Genomic DNA, 25,540 nt, shown 5'->3' on the forward strand with positions numbered 1-25,540 from the left:
TTTTAAACACTCACTAAATGAGCGAAAAAAGGTTTTTGAATGAAAGATGTTCCATTTCGCGCAAAGAATAGGGGCTGCAAAGCAAGGGGTCTGTGAGGCAGAGCGCAAATGTTACAGTTTTATGACAAGGTGGTGTATAGCTCGTCACAAAAACCCGCTTTATGCGCCGTCTGGCTCAGGTTAAAAACGCTTTCTTTAACCGAACCACAGGCTTTCGCTTTCGCGCATCGCCAGGTAATAACGGCATGAGTGATGGAAAAACATACAGATGTAAACCAGATATCCGCTAACGCACATGCGCATTCCGTTACAATAGCGTTCTGTTTAACTAATGGATGCGTAATGTGGCGTTACTCATAATCACCACTATTCTGTGGGCATTTTCCTTTAGCCTGATTGGCGTTTACCTGGCGGGGCAAGTGGACAGCGTCTTTGCCGTTCTGGTGCGGCTGATGCTGGCGGCGCTGGTGTTTTTGCCTTTCCTGCGCTGGCGTGGTTACCGCGCCTCTACGCTGCTGCTCTATATGCTGGTGGGCATGATGCAGCTGGGCGTCATGTATTTACTGAGCTTTGAAGCTTACCTCTATCTGACCGTACCGGAGTTTTTGCTTTTCACCGTGATGACACCGCTCTATATCACGTTGATTTACGATCTGCTCAGTGGGCGCGGCGTGCGCATGGGCTATCTGTTTAGCGCGCTGCTAGCGGTGCTGGGCGCGGCGATTATTCGTTATGATCAGCTCAGCGATCATTTCTGGACAGGATTAATTCTGGTGCAGCTGGCAAATATCTGCTTTGCCATCGGCATGGTGGGCTACAAGCGTCTGCAGGAAACGCGCCCGATGCCGCAGCATACCGCTTTTTCCTGGTTCTATATGGGCGCAGTACTGATAGCGATTATCGCGTGGTTTCTTTGGGGTAATCCGCAAAAACTGCCCACCACCCAGCTGCAATGGGGCATTCTGATTTGGCTGGGCATCGCAGCGTCGGGGCTGGGTTATTTTATGTGGAACTATGGCGCAACGCAGGTCGATGCCGGAACGCTGGGCATTATGAACAACATGCATGTTCCTGCGGGACTGTTGGTTAACCTGGCTATCTGGCAGGAGCAACCGGACTGGCCGCCATTTATTGTCGGCGGCGGGCTTATTGTCGCCTCTTTATGGATCCACCGGCGCTGGGTACGTTAAGCAAAAAAATACCGGCGTGAACATAACGCCGGTATTAACTGTTTTATTCGCCGATCACGCCGATCTTAATTTTTTCAAGGAGACCGCTAAGGGTATCCTCAATAGCTTTACCCAGGCGGCCGCCAAAATCCTGACCCGTTTGCTTTGCCGCTTCTGCGTCATAGCCCACGTCAAACAGCTTGTTCAGCACGTTAACGGTATGCAAAAAGAAATTGCCGTAAGCACTGGATAATGTGTCCTGTACCCGGCCTGCGCCGCTGACTGCCTGAACTTCTGTCATTGATAAAACTTTCATCATGAATCCCTCTTGGTTGCTATTTCCGTATAGGGAAAATGCCTTTCCCCGAGAAGAATTATGCGTTTTAGGGCTCTATCGTCAATTAACTACGCGTCAGCTTTTAGTTGATCAATCAACCTAAAATAAGGTTACTTTTATGCCAGATAGCTGAATTTATCTGCGTGACATGAAAATTTATCCTGTGGGCAATGCATTGCGCGACGCGTCCCTGACAAAAGGCAAATGCTGACAGGCGTGCTGACGAGCAGAGCGAATAAAGCCATCAATCACCGGTTGCCGCTGCTCACCATCCCGGACGGCGGCGTAAAGACGGCTCCATAAACCTGTGCCCAGCGTTTTAGTGGTAATCAGGCCCTGACGCTCAAAATTTTCCACTACCCAGTGCGGCAGAGCGGCAATACCCATATGCGCCGCGACCATTTGCACCAGCAGCAGCGTGTTATCAACGCTTTTCAGCGCCGGGCTAACGCCAGCAGGCTGTAAAAAATGCCGCCAGATATCCAGCCGCTGACGCTGTACCGGATAAATCATCAAAACCTCATGCGCCAAATCTTCCGGCGTGATGGTAGTTGCCTTTGCCAGCGGATGATCCGGCGCCAGCACCAGACGCACCTCGAAATCAAACATTGGCGAATAGTGCAGTCCGCTACGCGGCAGGATATCTGACGTCAGTACGACATCCAGTTCACCCTGCTGCAGGGCAGGCTGCGGGTCGAAGGTGACGCCGGATTTAAAGTCCATCATCACCTGCGGCCAGCTTTGACGAAATGTATCCAGCGCCGGCGTCAGCCACTGAATACAGCTGTGACATTCAATAGCGATACGCAACGTGGCCTGGTGCGGCTCATGACAGGCCTGCAGCGCCTGCTGAATCTGCGGAAGCACCTGTTCCGCCAGCTGTAACAGAATTTCCCCCTGCGGCGTAAAGCGCAGCGGCTGACTTTTTCGCACAAACAGGCGGAAACCGAGGCGTTGCTCCAGATCGCTGAATTGGTGAGATAACGCCGACTGAGTCTGATGAAGCTGCGCTGCCGCTGCGGCCAGAGAGCCGGTATTTCTGAGAGCCTGCAGCGTTCGCAGGTGCCTGATTTCGATCATGAGAGTCCTTCACATCGACAATGAACAATTTGCGCTTGAGGAATATACAGTACCTGCAGATTATAGCGGTGTAAACATCTGGACGGCTAAACATCCCGATCGGCCCGTCATTTTACGTTCGGGCAGGGTTTTGCAACCCGAGAAACGGCACCGCGCCCCGGCTGTTGCGCTGGTCGTACGTAAACTGACTGTGCCGATACCGCTACATCATTAAGCTTTAATGGAGAAACAGTATGACTATTTTAAACCACACGCTCGGCTTTCCTCGTGTCGGCCTGCGCCGTGAACTGAAAAAAGCGCAGGAAAGCTACTGGGCCGGCAACAGCAGCCAACAGGATTTGCTGGAAGTGGGGCGTGAGCTACGTGCTCGCCACTGGCAGCAGCAAAAAGAAGCGGGTGTGGATCTGGTGCCGGTAGGCGACTTCGCCTGGTACGATCATGTACTGACCACCAGCCTGCTGCTGGGCAATGTACCGGCGCGTCATCAGAATAGTGACGGTTCAGTAGATCTGGATACGCTGTTCCGTATTGGTCGTGGTCGTGCGCCAACCGGCGAACCCGCTGCTGCCGCTGAAATGACCAAATGGTTTAATACCAACTATCACTATATGGTGCCGGAGTTCAGCAAAGGGCAGCAGTTCCGCCTGAGCTGGACGCAGCTGCTGGATGAAGTGGACGAAGCGCTGGCGCTGGGCCATAAAGTCAAGCCGGTTTTGCTGGGCCCGGTAACTTATCTGTGGTTAGGTAAAGTAAAAGGTGAACAGTTCGATCGCCTGACGCTGCTGAAGGATATTCTGCCGGTTTATCAGCAGGTGCTGGCTGAGCTGGCGAAACGCGATATTGAATGGGTGCAGATCGATGAGCCAGCGCTGGTGCTGGAGCTGCCGCAGGCGTGGCTGGAAGCGTTCAAACCAGCCTACGCAGCGCTACAGGGCCACAGCAAGCTCCTGCTTACCACCTATTTCGATAGCATCGGGCAGAATATTAATACTATCCGCGAACTGCCGGTGCAGGGACTGCATGTGGATCTGGTGCATGGCAAAGATGATATTACCAGCCTGAACCAGCAAATCCCCGCCTCCTGGCTACTGTCACTGGGCGTGATCAATGGACGTAACGTCTGGCGCGCCGATCTCAGCGCCTGGTTTGAGCGTCTGCAGCCGCTGGTAAGCCAGCGTCAACAGCTGTGGCTCGGTTCTTCCTGCTCACTGCTGCACAGTCCAATCGATCTGAATAGCGAAACCCGCCTGGATGACGAAGTGAAAAGCTGGTTCTCCTTTGCGCTACAGAAGTGCGGTGAGCTGGCGCTGCTGAGTCAGGCGCTGAACAACAAGGATGCAGCTTCGCTGGAAGCCTGGAGTGCCCCGATCCGTGCGCGCCGTAGCTCTGCACGCGTTCATAACGCGGCGGTCGCTCAGCGTCTGGCAGCGATTAACGCACAGGACAGCGAACGTCAAAGCAGCTATGCCGAACGCGCGAAAGCACAGCGTCAGCGTTTTCAGTTGCCGGCATGGCCAACCACCACTATCGGCTCTTTCCCGCAGACCACGGAAATCCGCGGGCTTCGCCTTGATTTCAAGCAGGGACGTCTCGACGGTAACCGTTACCGTACCGGCATCGCTGAACACATCAAACAGGCTATCGCTGAGCAGGAGCGCCTGGGACTGGATGTGCTGGTTCATGGCGAAGCTGAGCGTAACGACATGGTGGAATATTTTGGCGAACACCTGGACGGCTTTGTGTTTACGCAAAATGGCTGGGTACAAAGCTATGGTTCCCGCTGCGTGAAGCCGCCAGTGATTATCGGTGATGTCAGCCGCCCGGAACCGATTACCGTTGAGTGGGCGAAATATGCCCAGTCGCTGACCAGCAAGCCGGTAAAAGGCATGCTGACCGGTCCGGTAACTATCCTTTGCTGGTCTTTCCCGCGTGAAGATGTGTCGCGTGAAACCATTGCCAAACAGATTGCGCTGGCGCTGCGTGATGAAGTAGAGGACCTGGAAAAAGCGGGTATCGGTATTATCCAGATTGACGAACCGGCATTACGTGAAGGTCTGCCGCTACGCAAATCAGACTGGGCCGCTTACCTGAACTGGGCGGTGGATGCCTTCCGTCTTAACGCCGCCGTTGCCCGGGATGATACGCAGATTCATACCCATATGTGTTACTGCGAGTTTAACGACATCATGGATTCCATCGCCGCGCTGGATGCCGATGTGATTACCATCGAAACATCGCGTTCCGATATGGAATTGCTGGAATCCTTTGAGGAATTTGAGTATCCGAATGAAATCGGCCCGGGCGTATATGACATTCACTCGCCGAACGTGCCTGACGTTGAATGGATGGAGGCGCTGCTGCGTAAAGCGGCGAAGCGTATTCCGGTAGAGCGTCTGTGGGTGAACCCGGACTGCGGCCTGAAAACGCGTGGCTGGACTGAAACCCGCCTGGCGCTGGCCAATATGGTGCAGGCAGCACAGAACCTGCGCGCAGAAAACCGCTGATTTATGCGTTAAGGTTGTGATAACTAAGAGGGGCGCCAGGCGCCCCTTGTTTATTTGCTGGCGGGCTTCACGCCATACTGATGAAACCAGGCCAGCATTCGTTGCCAGCCATCTTTGGCTGATTCTGCATGATAGCTCGGCCGGTAGTCCGCGTTAAACGCATGTCCCGCTTCCGGATAGACGATGATTTCCGCCGTCGCGTTAGCCGCATGCAGCGCCTGACGCATTGAGTCCACGCTTTCCAGCGGGATCCCTTCATCTTTCGCACCGTACAAGCCCAGCACGGGCGCATTCAGGTCAACGGCTATATCAATCGGATGCTTCGGCTGTTTCATGCTTTTTTCGCCAACCAGACGGCCATACCATGCGACGCCCGCTTTCAGCTGCGGATTATGCGCTGCATAGAGCCAGACAATGCGACCGCCCCAGCAAAAGCCGGTAATCGCCATATTACGCATATCGCCGCCATGTTTCGCCGCCCAGTTAGCAACGTGATCGAGATCCGCCAGCACCTGAGCATCAGGAACCTTACTGACGACATTGTCCAGTAGCTGTTTAATATCGCTATATTCGCTGGGATCGCCCTGACGGAAATAGAGCTCTGGCGCCACCGCCAGATAACCTTCTGCCGCCAGACGCCGACAGATGTCGCGGATATGTTCGTGAACGCCAAATATTTCCTGTACCACCAGCACCACCGGCAGCGCGCCTTTAGCCTCTTTGGGGCGCGCAAACCAGGCAGGCATATTTTCGCCCTGGGTATTAATGGTGGTTTCGGCGCCAAGAATGGCGTCGTCATGCGTGATAATGGTTGTTGCGGCCGTAGGGGAGGCCGCCGGGGCGAATCCGCTATCGCCTTCTTTCTTGCCCAGGTTGTTTTCGCTGTTCATTATTATCTCCGTGCTGCTATTAGCGCATCCGGTAACTATAGCCAAAATCAGCCAAAGGCTCCGGCCTGCATGTCCGCCTTCTCTTTAACATCCTGTTGAATAAATACACACAGCAACTTGTAGCAAACCCGTAAAGCGGAATGGTTTAATGTGATACTAATCACGTTATTTCTGAAGATAAATGTAACTTTCATTTTCTGAAGTGATTGAATTCACATATTTTTGGCGGCACTTGCCGTAGAGTAGCACCATTAAGTGAATTTTCTCAGGAGGGGCTATGGCTCAGTCAGATGTGTTTCATTTAGGTCTTACCAAAGCGGATCTGCAGGGCGCGACGCTGGCGATTGTGCCGGGCGATCCTGAACGCGTGAAAAAAATTGCGGCGCTGATGGATAATCCTCAGCCTCTGGCCTCGCATCGTGAATTCACCAGCTGGCGTGCAGAGCTGGATGGTAAAGCGGTAATTGTTTGCTCTACCGGTATCGGTGGTCCTTCCACTTCGATCGCTGTGGAAGAGCTGGCGCAGCTGGGTATCCGTACCTTCCTGCGCGTGGGCACCACCGGGGCTATCCAGCCTGACATCAATGTCGGCGATGTGCTGGTGACCACTGCGGCGGTACGCCTGGACGGCGCAAGCTTGCACTTCGCTCCAATGGAGTTTCCGGCCGTTGCCGATTTCGCCTGCACCACCGCGCTGGTTGAAGCCGCGAAAGCCGCAGGCAGTACGCCGCATATCGGGGTTACCGCCTCTTCTGATACGTTCTACCCGGGCCAGGAGCGCTACGATACCTTCTCTGGCCGGGTAGTGAATCGCTTTCAGGGTTCAATGAAAGAGTGGCAGCAGATGGGCGTGCTGAACTATGAGATGGAATCCGCCACACTGTTAACCATGTGTGCCAGCCAGGGTCTGCGTGCCGGGATGGTAGCAGGGGTGATCGTTAACCGTACGCAGAAAGAGATCCCTGATGCGGCGACCATGAAGCAGACCGAAAGCAATGCGGTGGCGATTGTGGTTGATGCCGCGCGCCGTCTGCTGGCGTAATTTCTTCGCGCCAGACGATATTTTTCGGAATGACTCTCTGACGCAGCGAGGCTGTCGGGGTTTTCAGGGCTGGCTTATGCCAGCCCATTTATTTGTGTGGACATTCATACAGTGCGCCTCTACCTTTGCTCTGTTTGTAGCGGGAAGGAGAGGACGCGGTGGATAACCAGCTTATCGTTGGAATCGGTTTGGCGCTGGCTGGCGCAGTGGCGGGCTGGCTGTTTGCCTGTTTCCGGCTGGCCGGGCAGCTGGCCGCACAGGAAACGGAGCGCCGTTTGCTGGAACAGGCGCTAGCCCAGGCGCAGCAGCAGGAAGCGCGTCAGCAGCAGCTGCATCAGGCAGAACAGCAGCAACAGCAACTGCGTGAAAAAGAGCTGCTTCAGCTGCATGGTGCGCTGACCGCCGCACAGGAAAAGTTACAGCACTTCGACTACTGGCGTAATGAGTGTGAACAGCTCAGCCGTGAACTGCGTAATCAGCTGGAAGTGAACAGCGCGCAGGAGGCGGAACTGCGTGAAGTGACGATCCGTCTTGAAGAAACCCGCCTTGCCGCTGAAGAAAAACAGCGACTGCTTACCAACAGCGAACAGCGCCTTAGCGCACAATTTGAAAATCTCGCTAACCGTATTTTTGAACAGAGCGGCCGTCGCGTTGATGAGCAGAACCGCCAAAGCCTGAATGGGTTAATTGCGCCGCTGCGTGAGCAACTGGACGGCTTTCGCCGCCAGGTACAGGAAAGCTTTGGCCAGGAAGCGCGTGAGCGGCACACGCTGGCGCATGAAATTCGTAATCTACAACAGCTGAATGCACAGATGGCGCAGGAGGCGATCAACCTCACCAAAGCGCTGAAAGGCGACAATAAAACCCAGGGCAACTGGGGCGAAGTCGTGCTGAGCCGCGTGCTGGAAGCCTCTGGCCTGCGGGACGGGCACGAATATGAAACGCAGGTGAATATTCAGGTTGATGCGCAAAGCCGTATGCAGCCAGATGTGATTGTGCGTCTGCCGCAGGGCAAAGATGTTGTCATTGATGCGAAAATGACGCTGGTTGCCTATGAGCGTTACTTTAACGCCGATGACGAGGTAACGCGTGAGCAGGCAATAAGCGAGCATATCACCGCGATTCGTGGCCATATCCGTTTGCTCAGCCGTAAAGATTATCAACAATTGCCCGGTTTACGGTCGCTGGATTATGTGTTGATGTTTATTCCGATCGAGCCGGCCTTTTTGCTGGCGATCGATCGTCAGCCAGAGCTGATTAGCGAAGCGCTAAAGCACAATATTATGCTGGTCAGCCCAACCACGCTGCTGGTGGCGTTGCGTACCATCAATAATCTCTGGCGCTATGAGCATCAAAGCCGTAATGCGCAGCGCATCGCCGATCGCGCCGCGCGGCTGTACGACAAAATGCGGCTGTTTGTGGATGATATGACCAGCATGGGGCAGCATCTCGACAGAGCGCAGGAGAGCTATAATCAGGCGATGAAAAAGCTTTCCGAAGGGCGCGGCAACCTGATTGCTCAAAGTGAAAGTTTTCGTCATTTGGGCGTGGAAATAAAGCGCAGTATTAACCCACGGCTGGTGGAACAGGCGATGCCGGAAGCCGGAGTCGTTGACAACGATGAGTCAGAAAACGACAGGACGGAAAGCGCGCCGGAACAGGGCGCTGTGGCGTGGCACGACAGCATTCGGCGACGATGAATAACGCCGGGCTAACGTGCCTGACTACGGGTACTCTGTTACACTGCAAAGATATTTGATTGTGGAGCAGGTGAAGCAGATGGCAGATGAATCCAGGGACACGACACATTTCGGTTTTCGTACCGTAGCAAAAGACGAAAAAGCGGACATGGTAGCGGGCGTATTTCACTCCGTTGCCGCCAAATATGATCTGATGAACGATTTGATGTCGATGGGTATCCATCGTATCTGGAAGCGATTCACCATTGATTGCAGCGGCGTGCGCCGTGGACAACGCGTGTTGGATCTGGCCGGCGGCACCGGCGATTTAACGGCGAAATTCTCTCGTCTGGTGGGCGATACGGGGCAGGTGGTGCTGGCGGACATTAACAGCTCAATGCTGAAAATGGGCCGTGAAAAGCTGCGCAATAACGGCATCATCGGCAACGTCAATTATGTACAGGCGAATGCCGAAGCGCTGCCTTTCCCGGATAACTATTTTGACTGCATCACCATCTCTTTTGGTCTGCGTAACGTAACGGAAAAAGAGAAGGCGCTGGCCTCAATGTTCCGCGTACTGAAGCCAGGCGGACGCCTGCTGGTTCTGGAATTTTCTAAACCGGTACTGGAACCTCTGAGCAAAGTGTACGACGCTTATTCATTCCATGTGTTGCCGCGTATCGGCGAGCTGGTGGCAAAAGATGCTGAAAGCTATCGTTATCTGGCTGAATCGATCCGTATGCATCCCGATCAGGAGACTCTTAAGTCGATGATGATGGACGCCGGTTTCGAAAACACTTCGTATCACAACCTGACGGGCGGAATTGTCGCTCTGCACCGTGGGTTCAAGTTTTAAGCAGGAAAGCGAATGACGTTAACCCCGCTGTTAACCGCCGGTCTGGAGACCGCACTGAATCGAATTCTTTATCGCGATCGCGGCCTGAAAGCGGCCCGGCAGCGTTTGAATGGCAAGGTTTTACAGCTCCGGTTACAGGAGCTGTCACAGCCGGTTACGCTGGTGTTCAGCGAGCATCAGGTGGACGTGCTGGGTGAATGGCAAGACCGCTGCGACTGTACAGTGACCACCCGCCTGTCGCTGCTGCCCAAACTGCGTGACCGTCAGCAGCTGACCGGCATGATCCGTAGCGGCGAGCTGGAGGTTGAGGGCGATCTTCAGGTGGTACAGCAGTTTTCGGCGCTGATTGATATGGCCGAGCTCGATCCGGCTGAATATCTGGCGCCCTGGACCGGCGATATTGTCGCTCAGGGCATCAGCAATGTCGCCCGACGCGGATGGCAGCTGCTGCGCGGCGATATTCAGCGTAAACAGCGCTACCTGACGGAAACCCTGACCGAAGAGTGGCGCGTCGCGCCTGGTCCGCTGGAGATGGCCTGGTACGGCGAAGAAGTTGACGCGCTGGAGCGTCAGGCCGGCCAGCTGGAACAACGTCTGCTACAGCTGGAGGCTAAATGACGCCCGGAGAACTACGACGCCTCTATTTCATTATCAAAGTCTTCCTGAGCTACGGCCTGGATGAATTGATCCCTCGTCTGCGCATTACCTTACCGATTCGCCTGTGGCGTCGCGGCATCTTTTGGCTGCCTAATCAGCATAAGGATCTGGAGCTGGGCGTGCGCCTGCGTATGGCGCTGGAAGAGTTAGGTCCGGTGTGGATTAAGTTTGGTCAGATGATGTCTACCCGCCGCGATCTCTTTCCACCGCTGATTGCCGATCAGCTGGCGATTTTACAGGATCGCGTTGCGCCTTTTGACGGTAAGCTGGCTAAAGCGCAGATTGAAAAATCGTTGGGCGGGCCGCTTGAGGCGTGGTTTGATGATTTTGATATTACGCCGCTGGCCTCCGCCTCTATTGCTCAGGTGCATACGGCGACGCTGAAGGAAAACGGCAAAGCGGTCGTCATTAAGGTGATTCGCCCTGATATTTTGCCAGTGATCAAGGCTGATATGCGCCTGATCTACCGCCTGGCCCGCTGGCTGCCGCGTCTGATGCCGGAAAGCCGTCGTCTGCGCCCGGTAGAAGTGGTAGCGGACTATGAAAAGACGCTGATTGATGAGCTGAATCTGCTGCGTGAAGCGGCAAACTCTATCCAGCTGCGACGCAACTTTGAAAACAGCAATATGCTCTACGTGCCGGAAGTCTATTCCGACTACTGCAGCGAAACGATGCTGGTGATGGAGCGCATTTACGGTATTCCCATCAACGATGTGGTCACGCTGGAGCAGCATGGCGTCAATATGCGGCTACTGGCTGAACGCGGCGTTCAGGTCTTTTTTACCCAGGTATTCCGTGACAGCTTTTTCCATGCGGATATGCATCCCGGCAATATTTTCGTTAGCTATGAACATCCGCACGATCCGCTCTACATCGGCATCGACTGCGGGATTGTCGGCTCCCTGAACAAAGCGGATAAGCGTTACCTGGCGGAAAACTTTATCGCCTTCTTTAACCGCGACTACCGTAAAGTTGCCGAGCTACACGTTGATTCCGGCTGGGTGCCTGCCAATACCAACGTTGAAGATTTCGAATTTGCGATTCGTACCGTTTGTGAGCCGATTTTTGAGAAACCGCTGGCGGAAATCTCTTTTGGACACGTATTGCTGAACCTGTTTAATACCGCGCGCCGCTTTAATATGGAAGTACAGCCGCAGCTGGTATTGCTGCAGAAAACTCTGCTCTATGTGGAAGGCGTGGGGCGTCAGCTTTACCCACAGCTCGATTTGTGGAAAACCGCCAAGCCGTTCCTGGAAGAGTGGATTAAAGACCAGGTGGGGATACCGGCGATTATTCGTTCGGTGAAAGAAAAAGCGCCCTACTGGGCCGAGCGTCTGCCGGAGTTGCCGGATCTCTTTTATGATAGCCTGCGTCAGCACAAGCGTTTGCAGTTTAGTGTCGATCGGCTGGCTAACGAGCTGAGCGTACAGCGTGAACGGCAGCATCAGGCGCGTTATTTATTTGGCATCGGTGCCACGCTGCTGTTAAGCGGCACGGCATTATTGATTACTCGACCGGGTATGGAAGTGCTGCCGACTATTATGATGGTTGCCGGATTTCTTTCCTGGATTATTGGCTGGCGACGGTCAGCCTGATTGATTGTCAGAAAAAGTAAAATTTCCGTTTGTGGTCGGGACAACGGGCTTATGCATCGTCACCCGGCCATAAGCTGGGGTATACTGCTTTTCCATTCGTTTTAGACTTTTCAGCAGAGGCATACTCATGGGCGGTATCAGCATTTGGCAGTTAGTTATCATTGCCGTGATCGTGGTTCTTCTTTTCGGCACCAATAAATTACGTAACCTGGGCTCCGATTTAGGCTCATCGATCAAAGGCTTTAAAAAAGCCATGGGCGATGAAGATAAAGAGACGCCTAAACAGCAGGATGCTGAATTTGAGGCCCGGCCGCTAACCGATAAGCAGGCGACCACGGCAAACAAAGAAGAGGCAAAAAAAGATAAAGAGCAGGTATAACCGTGTTCGACATAGGTTTTAGCGAACTGGTTTTGGTGTTCGTCATTGGGCTGGTGGTGCTTGGCCCGCAGCGTTTGCCGGTTGCAGTAAAAACCGTGGTTGGCTGGATCCGCGCCATGCGTTCCCTGGCGGCTAACGTGCAAAATGAGCTGGCGCAGGAGCTAAAACTGCAGGAGCTGCAGGACAGTCTGAAAAAAGTAGAGCAGGCCAGCAAAAACACCCTTTCCCCGGAATTGCATGAGTCGATGGAAGAACTGCGTAAATCCGCAGATTCTATGCGACGCTCTTATTTGGGTGAAAATGAGCAGGCCGATGATGAAGCGCACACCATTCATAATCCGCTGATTACGCGTCCGCAGGATGAACATACCGGCGTCACCCCAGCCACGGCCGATCATCAGGCCAGCGCGCCAGAGCAAAAACCCATCGCCGGTAGCGCAGACGCGCTTTCGACACCGAAACCGGTTGTGGATGCGCCTTCCGCTGGCAACGCTGCGGCGTCAGCGCCCTCATCTCCTGCCGGACAGGCTACCGCTCCTTCTGCGGCACCTTCATCAGGTGTTTCACCAGAAACCTCTGCGGCTTCTTCCTCTCAACCAATAATGAATGATAAACATGGCCGTTGAAGATACCCAACCGCTGATCAGCCATCTGATTGAGCTACGCAAGCGGCTGCTTAACTGCATCATTGCCGTGCTGGTGATTTTTGTAGCGCTGGTTTATTTCTCTAATGATATTTACCAGTTGGTGGCAGAGCCGCTTATCAGGCAACTGCCAGCTGGTGCCAGCATGATAGCGACCGATGTCGCCTCGCCGTTTTTGACGCCAATTAAACTCACCATTATCGTATCTGTTTTCCTGGCGGTCCCGGTCCTTCTTTATCAGATTTGGGCATTTGTGGCTCCCGCGCTCTATCGTCATGAACGCCGTCTGGTGATGCCGTTGCTGTTCTCCAGTACCATGCTGTTTTATATCGGCGTGGCCTTTGCCTATTTCGTGGTATTCCCGATGGCGTTTGGCTTTTTTGCTAAAACCGCGCCGCAGGGGGTCACCATGGCGACCGATATCGCCAGCTATCTCGACTTCGTAATGACGCTGTTTATGGCCTTTGGCGTTGCTTTTGAAGTGCCGGTGGCGATTGTGCTGCTGTGCTGGACCGGTGTGACCACACCCGAAATGCTACGTCAGAAGCGTCCTTATATGCTGGTTGGGGCTTTTGTTGTTGGAATGTTGTTAACCCCACCCGATGTATTTTCCCAAACTTTGCTCGCTATTCCGATGTACTGCCTGTTTGAGGTTGGCGTATTCTGTTCGCGCTTCTATGTTGGCAAAGGGCGTCAGGCGCGTGAAGAAGAGCACGAAACCGAATCCTGACGCTCAGTGCAGGGCCCGCTACGGCGGGGAAAATTCATCGCTAACCGCCCATCCGGGCGGTTAATATTTTCAGGACATACCATGTTTGATATCGGTGTAAACCTGACCAGCACGCAGTTTGCGAAAGATCGCGAACAGGTTGTGAGGCGCGCGCGCGAAGCAGGCCTCACCGGCATGCTGATTACCGGCACTAACGCACTGGAGAGCCAGCAGGCGCAAAGCCTGGCACAGCGACATCCCGATTTCTGCTGGTCAACGGCAGGTATTCATCCTCATCACGCCAGCGAATGGTCGGCAGATACTGCCTCAACGCTGCGTCGGCTGGCAGAAAGCCCGCAGGTGGTGGCTATCGGTGAATGCGGACTCGATTTTAACCGTAACTTTTCCGCGCATAATCAGCAGGAATATGCTTTTGATGCGCAGCTGGCGCTGGCCGCTGAGCTGCAGATGCCAGTATTTCTGCACTGTCGTGACGCGCATGAACGTTTTATGGCGGTGCTGAAGCCGTGGCTGCCGCATCTGCCCGGCGCGGTGGTTCACTGTTTTACCGGTACGGCGGAAGAGCTGGCGGAATGTCTGGCATCAGGATTATCAGTAGGCATTACCGGCTGGGTGTGCGATGAGCGACGCGGGATGCAGCTGCGTGAACTGCTGCCGCAAATTCCCGTTGAACGCCTGCTGCTGGAAACGGACGCGCCTTATCTGCTGCCGCGCGATATGCGTCCACGGCCGACCTCGCGTCGTAATGAGCCCTGTTTCCTGCCGCATATTGTGCAGCAGGTAGCGCTGTGGCGCGGAGAAGAGGCCGCCTGGCTGGCGCAGCAAACCGCCGATAACAGCCGTCGTCTGTTTCGTCTGTAAGCCACGGCGCTGTAGTGCGAAGCGTCAGGCTTTGCGGAAAGCGCTATTTTCCACGCTTTGCTTAACCTGTTTGTTCAGCAGGTTAAGCAGCAACATAGAGCGGGCCTCGCCGTCAGGTTCGGTGAAGATAGCTTCCAACCCTTCCAGCGCACCTTTAACGATCACCACCTTATCGCCCGGACAAGGCGTGTCGGGATCGACCATGGTTTCCGGAGTATTGGTGCGTAGCGCGTCAATGACATCGGGCGGCACGTTGGCCGGTTGCGTACCGAAACGCACAAAGTGACTTACGCCACGCGTGGCACTGATCGTCGTGGTATGAATAGCTTCTGGATCGAATTCAATAAAAAGATAATTAGGAAACAGCGGCTCTTCTACCGTGGTTCGTTTGCCGCGCACAATTTTTTCCATAGCAATCATCGGGCTAAGGCAGTTTACCGCCTGCCGCTCCAGATGCTCTTTAGCGCGTAATAACTGCCCACGTTTACAGTAAAGGAGGTACCAGGATTCCATAATGTCACTTTCCAATTATTGAACGCTAAGAATAGCAAAACTGCTTTCAGAGCGATAGCGACATCACGCCGCTTCAGGGCCACCTTCAGGCCTGGTTTATCGGCGCGAACCGCATGCACCGAAAGCAAAATAGCTGCTGTTGGCGGTCATTTGGCACAAATTGTAGAATTGAAAATTGACGAAGGCGGCGTCCGTGGTTCAGACTCGCAGCGCAACCTGTTAAAGAAAAGTAATTGATTGAGCGGGCTCTGCACTACAGGTGCTGTTTCCGCGTCGGGCGTAACCGCACAAACCTCAGCATATCCGTTGAATCCTCCTTATAATGGCCGATTCTGCGGCCTGAATAATGAATCTGATGAAATACCACGACTTACGCGAGTTCCTTGCGCTGCTTGAACAGCGTGGCGAGTTAAAACGTATAACGCTGGAGGTCGATCCCATTCTGGAGATGACCGAGATCGCTGACCGCACGTTGCGTGCCGGCGGGCCGGCCCTGCTGTTTGAAAACCCGAAAGGCTATGACATGCCGGTTCTGTGCAACCTCTTTGGCACGCCGAAGCGCGTGGCATTAGGGATGGGGCAGGAGGAGGTCAGCGCGCTGCGTGAAGTAGGCAAACTGCTGGCGTTTCTGAAAGAGCCTGAGCCGCCAAAAGGGTTCCGCGACCTGTTCGATAAAATGCCGCAGTTTAAGCAGGTGTTGAATATGCCAACCAAACGGCTGCGCAGCGCACCTTGCCAGGAGCAGGTATGGCAGGGCGACGAGGTGGATTTATCGCGTATTCCGGTAATGCAGTGCTGGCCAGAGGATGCCGCGCCGCTGATTACCTGGGGATTAACGGTAACGCGTGGGCCGCACAAAGAACGACAGAACCTGGGCATTTATCGTCAGCAGGTGATCGGTAAAAACCGGCTGATTATGCGCTGGCTTTCTCATCGCGGCGGCGCACTTGATTTTCAGGAGTGGTGCAAAGCTCATCCCGGCGAACGCTTCCCGGTTTCGGTGGCGCTGGGTGCCGATCCTGCGACTATCCTTGGCGCCGTAACGCCAGTGCCGGATACCTTATCGGAATATGCTTTTGCTGGCCTGCTGCGCGGCACTAAATCAGAAGTGGTTAAGTGCCTTTCCAACGATCTGGAAGTGCCGGCCAGTGCTGAAATTGTGCTGGAAGGCTATATCGAACCCGGCGACATGGCACCGGAAGGGCCCTATGGCGATCACACCGGATATTACAATGAAGTCGATAACTTCCCGGTATTTACCGTAACCCATATTACGCAACGTCGTAATGCCATCTATCATTCAACATATACCGGTCGTCCGCCTGATGAGCCTGCGGTACTGGGCGTGGCGCTGAATGAAGTGCTGGTGCCGATTCTGATTAAACAGTTTCCAGAAATTGTGGATTTTTACCTGCCGCCTGAAGGGTGTTCCTATCGTCTGGCCGTGGTAACCATGAAGAAACAGTACGCCGGGCATGCGAAGCGCGTGATGATGGGCGTCTGGTCATTCCTGCGGCAGTTTATGTATACCAAGTTCGTGATCGTTTGCGATGACGATGTAAATGCACGTGACTGGAATGATGTGATCTGGGCGATCACCACGCGTATGGATCCGGCGCGCGATACGGTATTGATTGAAAACACGCCGATCGACTATCTGGACTTCGCCTCTCCGGTTTCGGGTCTGGGGTCTAAAATGGGCCTGGATGCCACCAACAAGTGGCCGGGCGAAACCCAGCGCGAATGGGGTCGTCCGATTGAGAAGGACCCGGCGGTTACGGCGCGAGTCGATGCCATCTGGGATCGGTTGGGGATTTTTAACGATTTGCCGCCACGCTAATGGCGCAAATTACGCAATGACGACCCGACAGAGGGAACGCATGACAACGTTAAGCTGTAAAGTGACCTCGGTAGAGGCGATTACCGATACTGTTTTTCGGGTACGACTGGTGCCGGAGGCGGATTTTAGCTTCCGTGCCGGACAGTATTTGATGGTAGTGATGGATGAGCGCGACAAGCGTCCGTTCTCTCTGGCTTCAACGCCGATGGAAAAAGATATTATCGAACTGCATATCGGGGCTTCTGAGCTTAACCTGTATGCGATGGCGGTAATGGAACGCATCCAGCAGCAGCGGGAAGTGGTAGTGGATATCCCGCATGGGGAAGCCTGGCTGCGGGAGGATAGTCAGCGTCCGATGATCCTGATTGCGGGCGGTACCGGTTTTTCTTATGCCCGCTCTATCCTGCTCACTGCCCTGGCGCAGCAGCCGGATCGCGATATTGCTATCTACTGGGGTGGCCGTGAAAGTCATCATCTGTACGATCTGGAAGAGCTGAACGCGCTGGCGGTACGTCATGCAAATCTGAAGGTGGTGCCGGTTGTCGAGCAGACAGACGCTGAATGGCAGGGCCGTAGCGGCACCGTACTGACAGCGGTTATGCAGGATTTCGGCACGCTTGCCGGGCATGATATTTATATCGCTGGTCGTTTTGAGATGGCAAAAATCGCGCGTGAGCGTTTTTGCGCTGAGCGGGGCGCGCAGGAAGCGCAAATCTATGGTGATGCCTTCGCGTTTATCTAAGCGTCACCGCAGGGCGGCAACGCTGTCGCCCTCGTTATGAAAAAGCCCGCCCCTGACAGGCGGGAAAATCACAACCCTTAAACCCGCTCAAAAACGGTGGCGATGCCCTGACCCAGCCCGATACACATGGTGGCGAGGCCAAACTGCGCATCGCGTCGCTCCATTAAATTAAGAAGCGTGGTACTGATGCGTGCGCCGGAGCAGCCCAACGGATGCCCCAACGCAATCGCGCCGCCGTTCAGGTTAACCTTCTCATCCATCTGTTCCAGCAGACCTAGATCTTTGATGCACGGCAGCGTTTGCGCCGAGAAGGCCTCATTCAGTTCAAACAGATCGATATCGCTTACGCTCAGTCCCGCGCGCTTCAAGGCCAGCTTTGACGCAGGAACCGGCCCGTAGCCCATAATCGATGGATCGCAGCCTACTACCGCCATCGCTTTAATACGCGCGCGTGGTTGCAGGCCCAGCGCTCGCGCGCGCGATTCGCTCATTACCAGCATTGCCGCCGCGCCGTCCGATAGCGCCGATGAGCTGCCTGCGGTGACCGTGCCGTTAACCGGGTCGAATGCGGGTTTCAACGTCGCCAGCCCTTCGATGCTGGTATCGCTGCGAATAACTTCATCAAAATCGTAACGTTTCAGTACGCCATCAACATCGTGACCGCTGGTAGCGACAATTTCATTGCGGAAATGACCCGCCTGGGTGGCGGCCCAGGCGCGCTGATGTGAACGTGCGGCAAAACTGTCCTGCATTTCACGGCTGATATGATGCATACGCGCCAGCATTTCTGCCGTCAGGCCCATCATGCCCGCCGCTTTAGCCACGGTGCGGCTTAATCCTGGATGAAAATCGACGCCGTGATTCATCGGCACGTGACCCATATGCTCTACGCCGCCTATGAGACAAGCGTGCGCATCGCCGACCATAATCGCGCGCGCAGCATCATGTAGTGCCTGCATAGAAGAGCCGCACAGGCGGTTAACGGTGGTTGCCGGTACGTTATGAGGGATTTCCGCCAGCAGCGCCGCGTTACGTGCAATATTAAAACCCTGCTCCAGTGTCTGCTGAACGCAGCCCCAGTAAATATCATCCAGCGCCGTGGCTTCTAAGGCCGGATTGCGGCTAAGCAGGCTGCGCATCAGGTGGGCAGAAAGATCTTCAGCCCGCACCTGACGAAATGCGCCGCCTTTTGAACGACCCATTGGCGTGCGGATGGCATCAACGATAACTACATTTTCCATTATCTTGCTCCTCACGCCGTTGCCAGCGCGGCCTCATTAATTGGTTCAGCAGGTGGATACCAGTCTTCATTACGCTGCGCTTTTTCAGTCAGCAGCTGCGGCAGAGCATAGAGCGGGCCCAGTTCAGCAAACTGCTGCGCCTGGGCGATAAAGGCGGCGTTGCCCAGCGTATCCAGATAGCGGAAGACGCCGCCGTGGAACGGTGGAAAACCAAGCCCATAAACCAGCGCCATATCCGCTTCAGCCGGGCTGGCGATGACTTTTTCTTCCAGGCAACGCACGACCTCGTTAATCATTGGAATCATCATGCGCGCAATGATTTCTTCATCGGTAAAAACGCGCTTTGGTGCGCTAACGCTTTGCAATAACGCATCGGTCTCTGCATCGGCCACTTTCTGCGCTTTACCTTTTTTATCGATTTCCCAGATATAAAAGCCGCGCTGGTTTTTCTGACCAAACCGCTGCGCCTCAAACAGAACGTCGATCGCATCGCGGTAGGTCTTTTTCATCCTGTCCGGAAAGCCATCGGCCATCACGCTTTGCGCATGATGCGCGGTATCAAGGCCCACTACATCCAGCAGGGTGGCCGGGCCCATCGGCCAACCGAACTGTTTTTCCATGACTTTATCGATTTGGCGGAAGTCAGCGCCATCGCGCAGCAGCAGGCTAAAACCCGCGAAGTAGGGGAACAGCACGCGATTGACGAAGAAACCGGGACAGTCATTGACCAGAATGGGTGTCTTACCCATTTTACTGGCCCAGGCGATAACTTTCGCCAGCGTCGCCTCTGAAGTTTGTTCGCCACGAATCACTTCTACCAGCGGCATGCGGTGCACCGGATTAAAGAAATGCATGCCGCAGAAATTTTCCGGACGCTTTAATGCCCGCGCCAGCTGGCTCACCGGGATAGTGGAGGTATTGGTGGCCAGAACGGTATCTTCCCGCACCAGCGCTTCGGTTTCCGCCAGCACTTTGGCTTTAACCTGCGGATTTTCCACTACCGCTTCGACAACAATGTCAGCGCGTTCAAAGCCGCTAAAGCTGAGCGTAGGCTGAATTGTGGAGATGATACTGGTTAGCTGAAGAGCAGTGATTTTGCCGCGTTCAAGCTGTTTATTGAGCAGTTTTCCCGCTTCGCTCATGCCCAGCGTCAGCGATTTTTCACTGATATCTTTCATGATCACCGGCACACCTTTTGAGGCGGACTGGTAAGCAATGCCGCCGCCCATAATTCCTGCGCCCAGGACAGCGGCCTGCTGCGGTATTGCCTGACCCTGCGCCAGTTTCTTCGCTTTGCTTTTGATGTATTGATCGTTCAGAAAGATCCCCACTAACGCCCGCGCAACCTTCGACTGCGCCAGCGGCACAAAGGCTTTGGTTTCCAGCTTTAATGCATCATCACGGCCCAGGCCAGCGGCAGCTTCAATGGTTTTTACCGCCATCATCGGCGCTGGATAATGTTTTCCGGCGGTTTGCTGCACCATGCTTTTTGCGATGGTAAAACTCATTGCCGCTTCAATGGCGCTGAGCTTAAGGGGCTGCAGCTTCGGCTGGCGGCGCTGCTGCCAAAAATGCGCATCTTCTATCGCCATCCGCAGCATGGCGATAGCGCCGTCGCGAAGTTTTTCCGCAGGCACAATCGCATCAACCAGGCCCAGCGCCAGCGCGCTTTTCCCGTCTACGTCTTTCCCGGCGGCGATGATTTCCAGCGCGCTATCGGCACCAAGCAGCCTTGGCAGACGTACAGAACCGCCAAAGCCTGGCATAATGCCCAGTTTGGTTTCCGGCAACCCAATGCGTGCATCCGGCGTAGCGATACGGAAGTCCGTAGCCAGAATACATTCACAGCCGCCGCCAAGCGCATAGCCCTGAATGGCGGAAATGGTGGGCACCGGCAGATCCTCCAGACGGTTAAAAATGCTGTTGGCAAATGCCAGCCATTGCGTCAGCTTTTCCGCTGGGGCATTAAACAACGACAGGAATTCAGTAATATCCGCGCCAACGATAAACGCCGGCTTCGATGAGCTGAGCAAAACGCCTTTCAGCGCCGTCTGTTTTTCCAGCACGGCAATGGCTTCGCCCAGGCTGGCTACAGTTTGTGTGTCCAGCTTATTGACTGAACCGGGGGCATCGAAAATTAGCTCGGCGATGCCGTCGTCCAGCCAGTTCAGGGAAAGTGTGTCGCCTTGGTAGAGCATGTCCGTCTCCTGAAACCGCATGTAAGGGATCTGGTCGTACCAGATGATCGGAGTGTGGGATTGATGTTAATTATTTGCAAACGAAACATTGCTCATTTGCAAACAAGATCACAGGCGGTGGCGACACGGCATCCTCTGTCCTGCTGTGGTAAGATGCGGTCAATTCTCTGATGCGGAGTACAGAAATGGATACCCTGGTTACCTTGTACAAAGAACACATTGCTACTTTACAGCAGCGTGCGCAGCAGGTACTGGCGCGCTTTGAGCTCGACGGCATGTTGATTCATTCGGGCGAGTTGTTAACGGTATTCCTTGACGATCATGACTACCCGTTTAAGGTTAATCCTCATTTCAAAGCCTGGGTGCCGGTAACGCAGTTGCCGAACTGCTGGTTGTGGGTTGATGGCGTCAATAAGCCGAAGCTGTGGTTTTATTCGCCGGTCGACTACTGGCATAGCGTAGAACCGCTGCCGCACAGCTTCTGGACCGATGAAATAGAGATCGTGGCGCTGAGGAAGGCAGATGATATCGGCGCGCTATTGCCGCAGCCGCGTCAGAATGTGGCGTATATCGGTCCGGTGCCGCAGCGCGCAATGCAGCTGGATATCAGCGCCAATCATATCAATCCGCAGGGCGTGATAGATTTTCTGCATTACCACCGCTCATATAAAACCGATTATGAACTCGCCTGCATGCGTGAAGCGCAAAAGCTGGCCGTTGCGGGCCATCGCGCGGCAAAAGAGGCATTTCTTTCCGGCATGAGCGAGTTTGATATTAATCTCGCCTATCTGACAGCCACGGGCCACCGCGATACCGACGTTCCCTATGGCAATATTATCGCCCTGAATGAACATGCGGCCGTGCTGCACTACACTAAGCTTGATCACCAAACGCCGCCGCAGCGCCGCAGTTTTTTAATTGATGCCGGTGCCGAGTACAATGGCTACGCCGCCGATCTAACACGAACCTACGCAGCACAGAGCGATTCTCTGTTTGCCCAAATAGTGCGTGAGATGAATCAGCACGAACTGGCCTTGATAGATACGTTAAAAGCGGGCGTTCGCTACAGCGATTATCATCTGCAAATGCATCAGCGCATCGCCGAGTTATTGCTGAAGTTTGATCTGGTGCGCGGTATCAGCGAAGAGGCGATGGTGGCGGAAAATCTGACCGGGCCGTTTATGCCGCACGGTTTAGGTCATCCGCTTGGATTACAGGTGCATGATGTGGCTGGCTTTATGCAGGACGATAAAGGAACGCATCTGGCAGCACCACAGCAATATCCTTTCCTGCGTTGCACGCGCGTGCTTGAACCGCGCATGGTACTTACCATTGAGCCGGGCTTCTATATTATCGAGTCGCTTCTAAATCCATGGCGAGAAGGGAACCATAGTCAGCACTTCAACTGGCAGGCGATTGATGCCTTACAGCCGTATGGCGGTATTCGCATTGAGGATAACGTGGTGATCCATGCTAACCGCGTTGAGAACATGACGCGCGATCTGCATCTGGAATAATGGACGCTTATGATATTCCCGCTGAGCCATTGAGTATCAGCGAAGAGACCATTAAAAAAAGCCGCTTCATTACGCTGCTGGCGCATACCGAAGGCGTTGAGGCGGCGAAAGCGTTTATTCAGCAAATTAAAACTGAACATCCCGCTGCCCGCCATCACTGTTGGGCTTATGTTGCCGGGCCTCCTGATGATTCACAGCAGTTGGGCTTTTCTGACGACGGCGAACCGTCTGGCACGGCAGGAAAACCTATGCTGGCGCAACTGATGGGCAGCCAGGTTGGAGAAATTACCGCCGTAGTGGTGCGCTACTATGGCGGGGTTATGCTCGGGACCGGCGGCCTGGTGAAAGCGTATGGCGGCGGTGTGCAGCAGGCGCTAAAACAGCTGGATCGCAAACAAAAGATACCAATGCGCCGTTTTCAGCTACGCTGCGATTATGCTCAGCTTGGTGATGTAGAGCGCCTGGTTCAGCGTTTTGAAGGAGAACTGCTTAAGACGGAATTTCTGGATGTTGTCTCGCTAACTTTGGCATTACCCCATGCGCAGGTCGCCGGGTTTACCCAAAATTTAACGGACATTAGCCGGGGAGCCTTAGCGCTTGAGCCGGTAACCCCCTAATTTTTATCTTAAGGAAACGGCAGAATGCATTTTCGTGCCATTACCCGAATCGTTGGGCTATTGGTCATTCTGTTCTCCGGAACAATGATCGTACCCGGCTTAGTGGCGTTAATTTATCGCGATGGCGCAGGGCGCGCATTCAGTCAGACATTTATTATGGCCTTGCTGATTGGGGCCATATTGTGGTGGCCTAACCGCAAACAGAAAAATGATCTGAAGCCGCGCGAAGGTTTTTTGATTGTGGTGCTGTTCTGGACCGTGCTGGGTAGCGTAGGGGCAATGCCCTTTATTTTTTCCGAACATCCCAGCCTCTCTGTTACTGATGCATTTTTTGAATCCTTTTCTGGCCTAACGACCACCGGTGCCACTACGCTGGTGGGGCTGGATTCTTTACCCAAAGCGATTCTTTTTTATCGTCAGATGCTGCAATGGCTTGGCGGGATGGGGATCATTGTATTAGCCGTGGCGATCTTGCCAATCCTGGGCGTAGGGGGAATGCAGCTTTATCGCGCAGAAATGCCCGGCCCCCTGAAAGATAACAAGATGCGTCCCCGGATTGCCGAAACGGCTAAAACGTTATGGCTTATCTATGTATTGTTGACGGTGGCGTGTGCAGTGGCGTTGTGGCTGGCAGGTATGCCAGTGTTTGATGCCATTGGCCATAGCTTCTCAACCATTGCCATCGGCGGCTTTTCTACCCATGATGCCAGCATCGGCTATTTCAATAGTCCTGCCATCAATACCATCATTGCTGTTTTCCTGCTGATATCGGGCTGTAACTATGGCCTGCATTTTTCGCTATTAAGCGGACTGAACCTCCGTGTCTACTGGCGTGACCCGGAGTTCCGTATGTTTATCGGCGTACAGATGACGTTAGTCGTGATATGTACGCTGGTGCTGTGGTTCCATAATGTCTATGCCAGTGGGCTGCAGACGCTAAATCAGGCGTTTTTCCAGGTCGTATCAATGGCGACGACAGCGGGCTTTACTACCGACAGCATTGCCCGTTGGCCGCTCTTCTTGCCGGTATTGCTCCTTTGTTCCGCCTTTATCGGCGGTTGCGCGGGGTCAACCGGGGGAGGCCTGAAAGTGATTCGTATTTTGCTGCTGTGTAAGCAAGGGTCGCGTGAACTGAAACGGCTGGTCCATCCTAACGCGGTCTATACCATCAAGCTGGGTAATCGCGCTTTGCCGGAACGCATTCTGGAAGCGGTATGGGGCTTCTTCTCTGCTTACGCGCTGGTGTTTTTGCTTAGTATGCTGGCGATTATCGCCACCGGCGTTGATGATTTTTCTGCATTTGCTGCCGTAGCCGCTACGCTGAATAACCTTGGCCCTGGATTGGGCGTTGTGGCAGATAATTTCACTTCCATGAATGATGTCGCAAAATGGATTTTGATTTCGACCATGCTTTTTGGTCGTCTGGAAGTATTTACATTGCTGGTACTGTTCACGCCTACCTTCTGGCGTGAATAAACCCAAGGAGAGAACAATGAAAGCGCTGATTCTGTTTTCCAGCCGTGACGGACAGACGCGGGAAATCGCTTCTTATATAGCAAACACCTTGAAAGCGCATCAGGAGTGCGACGTCATTAATATCCTGCATGCGCAAGACGTTGACTGGGCGCAGTACGATCGGGTGTTGATAGGCGCATCGATCCGCTATGGGCATTTCCAGCCGGTGGTAGCGCGTTTCGTGAAGAAACATCTGGTCGAACTGCAACAGCGCGTTAGCGGCTTCTTCTCCGTTAACCTGACAGCACGCAAGCCAGAAAAACGTACACCGCAAACCAATGCCTATACGCGTAAGTTTTTGTTGCAGTCGCCATGGCAACCCGATAGCTGTGCAGTGTTTGCCGGAGCGCTGCGTTATCCGCGTTACGGTTGGTTTGACCGGGTAATGATCCAGTTTATTATGCGTATGACAGGCGGCGAAACCGATCCGCATAAAGAAGTCGAATACACCGACTGGCAGCAGGTAGAGCGTTTTGCTGAAGAATTTGCCCAAATGAGCAGCAAATCGCGTTAAAAAAACACGGCTTGCTGAAAAATAAACCTAACGATCATTTTTTTGAAATAAACACTTGTCAGGGGTCGAGAACTCCCTATAATGCGCCTCCATCGACACGGCACAACGGCTTACGCCACGCGGTGTTGAGCGGTTCAGTAAGATGAATCGCCGGAGAAAAACTTCTGAAAAAGAGGTTGACTCTGAAAGAGGAAAGCGTAATATACGCCACCTCGCGACAACGGTATCAGGTACCGGTCGCACTGCTCTTTAACAATTTATCAGACAATCTGTGTGGGCACTCACGGACGGGATATCGCAAAAACTATTGCAGTATCAAGTCTCAGAGTGAACACGTAATTCATTACGACGTTTTTCTTTGAGCATCAGACTTTTAAATTGAAGAGTTTGATCATGGCTCAGATTGAACGCTGGCGGCAG

Annotated in this window: 23 protein-coding genes; 17 read left to right on the forward strand and 6 right to left on the reverse strand. The window is 53.9% G+C overall.

What is annotated here, in order from left to right; genetic code table 11:
• The first annotated feature begins 344 nt into the window (after nucleotides 1–344).
• A complete protein-coding gene (locus ACQE3Z_RS19865) occupies nucleotides 345–1,190 on the forward strand; it encodes a carboxylate/amino acid/amine transporter (protein ID WP_250651121.1) in 846 nt (281 codons plus the stop codon).
• 43 nt (nucleotides 1,191–1,233) lie between these two features.
• Here ACQE3Z_RS19865 and ACQE3Z_RS19870 read toward each other — a convergent pair whose 3' ends face one another.
• Nucleotides 1,234–1,488 (reverse strand): hypothetical protein, encoded by a 255-nt coding sequence (locus ACQE3Z_RS19870; RefSeq protein ID WP_426975110.1) that lies wholly within the window; start codon nucleotides 1,486–1,488, stop codon nucleotides 1,234–1,236.
• 174 nt (nucleotides 1,489–1,662) lie between these two features.
• Nucleotides 1,663–2,586: an HTH-type transcriptional regulator MetR gene (metR, locus tag ACQE3Z_RS19875; protein ID WP_426975111.1), complete on the reverse strand. Its 924-nt coding sequence runs from the start codon at nucleotides 2,584–2,586 to the stop codon at nucleotides 1,663–1,665.
• Between the two features lie 233 nt (nucleotides 2,587–2,819).
• On the opposite strand from metR, the gene metE reads away from it, so the two are divergent.
• Nucleotides 2,820–5,090 carry a 5-methyltetrahydropteroyltriglutamate--homocysteine S-methyltransferase gene (gene metE, locus ACQE3Z_RS19880; protein WP_426975112.1) on the forward strand — a complete coding sequence of 757 codons (2,271 nt, stop codon included), beginning with the start codon at nucleotides 2,820–2,822 and terminating at the stop codon, nucleotides 5,088–5,090.
• Between the two features lie 50 nt (nucleotides 5,091–5,140).
• Here the strand turns inward: metE and ACQE3Z_RS19885 are convergent, their stop codons facing one another.
• Entirely contained in the window at nucleotides 5,141–5,980 is an 840-nt protein-coding gene (locus ACQE3Z_RS19885) for a dienelactone hydrolase family protein (protein WP_426975113.1), read from the reverse strand.
• A 277-nt stretch (nucleotides 5,981–6,257) separates the two neighbouring features.
• On the opposite strand from ACQE3Z_RS19885, the gene udp reads away from it, so the two are divergent.
• The 9 genes from udp (at nucleotide 6,258) to tatD (ending at nucleotide 14,423) form a co-directional block, all read left to right on the forward strand.
• Entirely contained in the window at nucleotides 6,258–7,022 is a 765-nt protein-coding gene (udp, locus tag ACQE3Z_RS19890) for a uridine phosphorylase (RefSeq protein WP_426975114.1), read from the forward strand.
• Between the two features lie 158 nt (nucleotides 7,023–7,180).
• Complete coding sequence (gene rmuC / locus ACQE3Z_RS19895; protein WP_426975115.1) at nucleotides 7,181–8,722, forward strand: DNA recombination protein RmuC; 1,542 nt, start codon at nucleotides 7,181–7,183, stop codon at nucleotides 8,720–8,722.
• Between the two features lie 79 nt (nucleotides 8,723–8,801).
• Complete coding sequence (gene ubiE, locus ACQE3Z_RS19900) at nucleotides 8,802–9,557, forward strand: bifunctional demethylmenaquinone methyltransferase/2-methoxy-6-polyprenyl-1,4-benzoquinol methylase UbiE (protein WP_085069507.1); 756 nt, start codon at nucleotides 8,802–8,804, stop codon at nucleotides 9,555–9,557.
• Nucleotides 9,558–9,569: 12 nt separating this feature from the next.
• Nucleotides 9,570–10,175 carry a ubiquinone biosynthesis protein UbiJ gene (gene ubiJ / locus ACQE3Z_RS19905; protein ID WP_426975116.1) on the forward strand — a complete coding sequence of 202 codons (606 nt, stop codon included), beginning with the start codon at nucleotides 9,570–9,572 and terminating at the stop codon, nucleotides 10,173–10,175.
• A complete protein-coding gene (gene ubiB, locus ACQE3Z_RS19910; RefSeq protein ID WP_250651113.1) occupies nucleotides 10,172–11,809 on the forward strand; it encodes a ubiquinone biosynthesis regulatory protein kinase UbiB in 1,638 nt (545 codons plus the stop codon). Before ubiJ ends, ubiB begins: the two co-directional genes overlap by 4 nt.
• A gap of 127 nt (nucleotides 11,810–11,936) precedes the next feature.
• Nucleotides 11,937–12,188 (forward strand): Sec-independent protein translocase subunit TatA, encoded by a 252-nt coding sequence (tatA, locus tag ACQE3Z_RS19915; protein ID WP_426975117.1) that lies wholly within the window; start codon nucleotides 11,937–11,939, stop codon nucleotides 12,186–12,188.
• 2 nt (nucleotides 12,189–12,190) lie between these two features.
• Entirely contained in the window at nucleotides 12,191–12,814 is a 624-nt protein-coding gene (gene tatB / locus ACQE3Z_RS19920; RefSeq protein WP_426975118.1) for a Sec-independent protein translocase protein TatB, read from the forward strand.
• Nucleotides 12,804–13,562, forward strand: a complete 759-nt coding sequence (gene tatC, locus ACQE3Z_RS19925) for a Sec-independent protein translocase subunit TatC (protein WP_426975119.1) — start codon at nucleotides 12,804–12,806, stop codon at nucleotides 13,560–13,562. Before tatB ends, tatC begins: the two co-directional genes overlap by 11 nt.
• A gap of 81 nt (nucleotides 13,563–13,643) precedes the next feature.
• Nucleotides 13,644–14,423 (forward strand): 3'-5' ssDNA/RNA exonuclease TatD, encoded by a 780-nt coding sequence (gene tatD / locus ACQE3Z_RS19930; RefSeq protein ID WP_085069519.1) that lies wholly within the window; start codon nucleotides 13,644–13,646, stop codon nucleotides 14,421–14,423.
• 24 nt (nucleotides 14,424–14,447) lie between these two features.
• On the opposite strand, the gene rfaH is transcribed toward tatD, so the two are convergent.
• Complete coding sequence (gene rfaH / locus ACQE3Z_RS19935) at nucleotides 14,448–14,936, reverse strand: transcription/translation regulatory transformer protein RfaH (RefSeq protein ID WP_085072264.1); 489 nt, start codon at nucleotides 14,934–14,936, stop codon at nucleotides 14,448–14,450.
• Nucleotides 14,937–15,291: 355 nt separating this feature from the next.
• On the opposite strand from rfaH, the gene ubiD reads away from it, so the two are divergent.
• Nucleotides 15,292–16,776 carry a 4-hydroxy-3-polyprenylbenzoate decarboxylase gene (gene ubiD, locus ACQE3Z_RS19940; RefSeq protein ID WP_085072265.1) on the forward strand — a complete coding sequence of 495 codons (1,485 nt, stop codon included), beginning with the start codon at nucleotides 15,292–15,294 and terminating at the stop codon, nucleotides 16,774–16,776.
• 40 nt (nucleotides 16,777–16,816) lie between these two features.
• Nucleotides 16,817–17,518 carry an NAD(P)H-flavin reductase gene (gene fre / locus ACQE3Z_RS19945; protein ID WP_250651110.1) on the forward strand — a complete coding sequence of 234 codons (702 nt, stop codon included), beginning with the start codon at nucleotides 16,817–16,819 and terminating at the stop codon, nucleotides 17,516–17,518.
• A 77-nt stretch (nucleotides 17,519–17,595) separates the two neighbouring features.
• Here fre and fadA read toward each other — a convergent pair whose 3' ends face one another.
• On the reverse strand, nucleotides 17,596–18,759 hold the full coding sequence (gene fadA / locus ACQE3Z_RS19950) for an acetyl-CoA C-acyltransferase FadA (protein ID WP_426975120.1): 1,164 nt from the start codon (nucleotides 18,757–18,759) through the stop codon (nucleotides 17,596–17,598).
• An 11-nt stretch (nucleotides 18,760–18,770) separates the two neighbouring features.
• On the reverse strand, nucleotides 18,771–20,957 hold the full coding sequence (gene fadB / locus ACQE3Z_RS19955) for a fatty acid oxidation complex subunit alpha FadB (RefSeq protein ID WP_426975121.1): 2,187 nt from the start codon (nucleotides 20,955–20,957) through the stop codon (nucleotides 18,771–18,773).
• 185 nt (nucleotides 20,958–21,142) lie between these two features.
• Between fadB and pepQ the strand changes: the two genes are divergently transcribed.
• From pepQ to hemG, 4 genes are read left to right on the forward strand one after another with little or no spacing between them, the layout of a single operon-like run.
• Nucleotides 21,143–22,474 (forward strand): Xaa-Pro dipeptidase, encoded by a 1,332-nt coding sequence (gene pepQ, locus ACQE3Z_RS19960; RefSeq protein WP_426975122.1) that lies wholly within the window; start codon nucleotides 21,143–21,145, stop codon nucleotides 22,472–22,474.
• Nucleotides 22,474–23,091, forward strand: a complete 618-nt coding sequence (locus ACQE3Z_RS19965) for an IMPACT family protein (RefSeq protein ID WP_085069529.1) — start codon at nucleotides 22,474–22,476, stop codon at nucleotides 23,089–23,091. Before pepQ ends, ACQE3Z_RS19965 begins: the two co-directional genes overlap by 1 nt.
• 24 nt (nucleotides 23,092–23,115) lie before the next feature.
• Entirely contained in the window at nucleotides 23,116–24,567 is a 1,452-nt protein-coding gene (gene trkH / locus ACQE3Z_RS19970; protein WP_085069531.1) for a Trk system potassium transporter TrkH, read from the forward strand.
• Between the two features lie 16 nt (nucleotides 24,568–24,583).
• Nucleotides 24,584–25,120, forward strand: coding sequence for a menaquinone-dependent protoporphyrinogen IX dehydrogenase (hemG, locus tag ACQE3Z_RS19975; protein ID WP_085069533.1), 537 nt, complete (start codon nucleotides 24,584–24,586; stop codon nucleotides 25,118–25,120).
• Nucleotides 25,121–25,540 lie beyond the last annotated feature (420 nt).

This window comes from Pantoea sp. FN0307, from assembly GCF_050113815.1.
In the GTDB taxonomy this organism is placed as follows: domain Bacteria; phylum Pseudomonadota; class Gammaproteobacteria; order Enterobacterales; family Enterobacteriaceae; genus Mixta; species Mixta alhagi.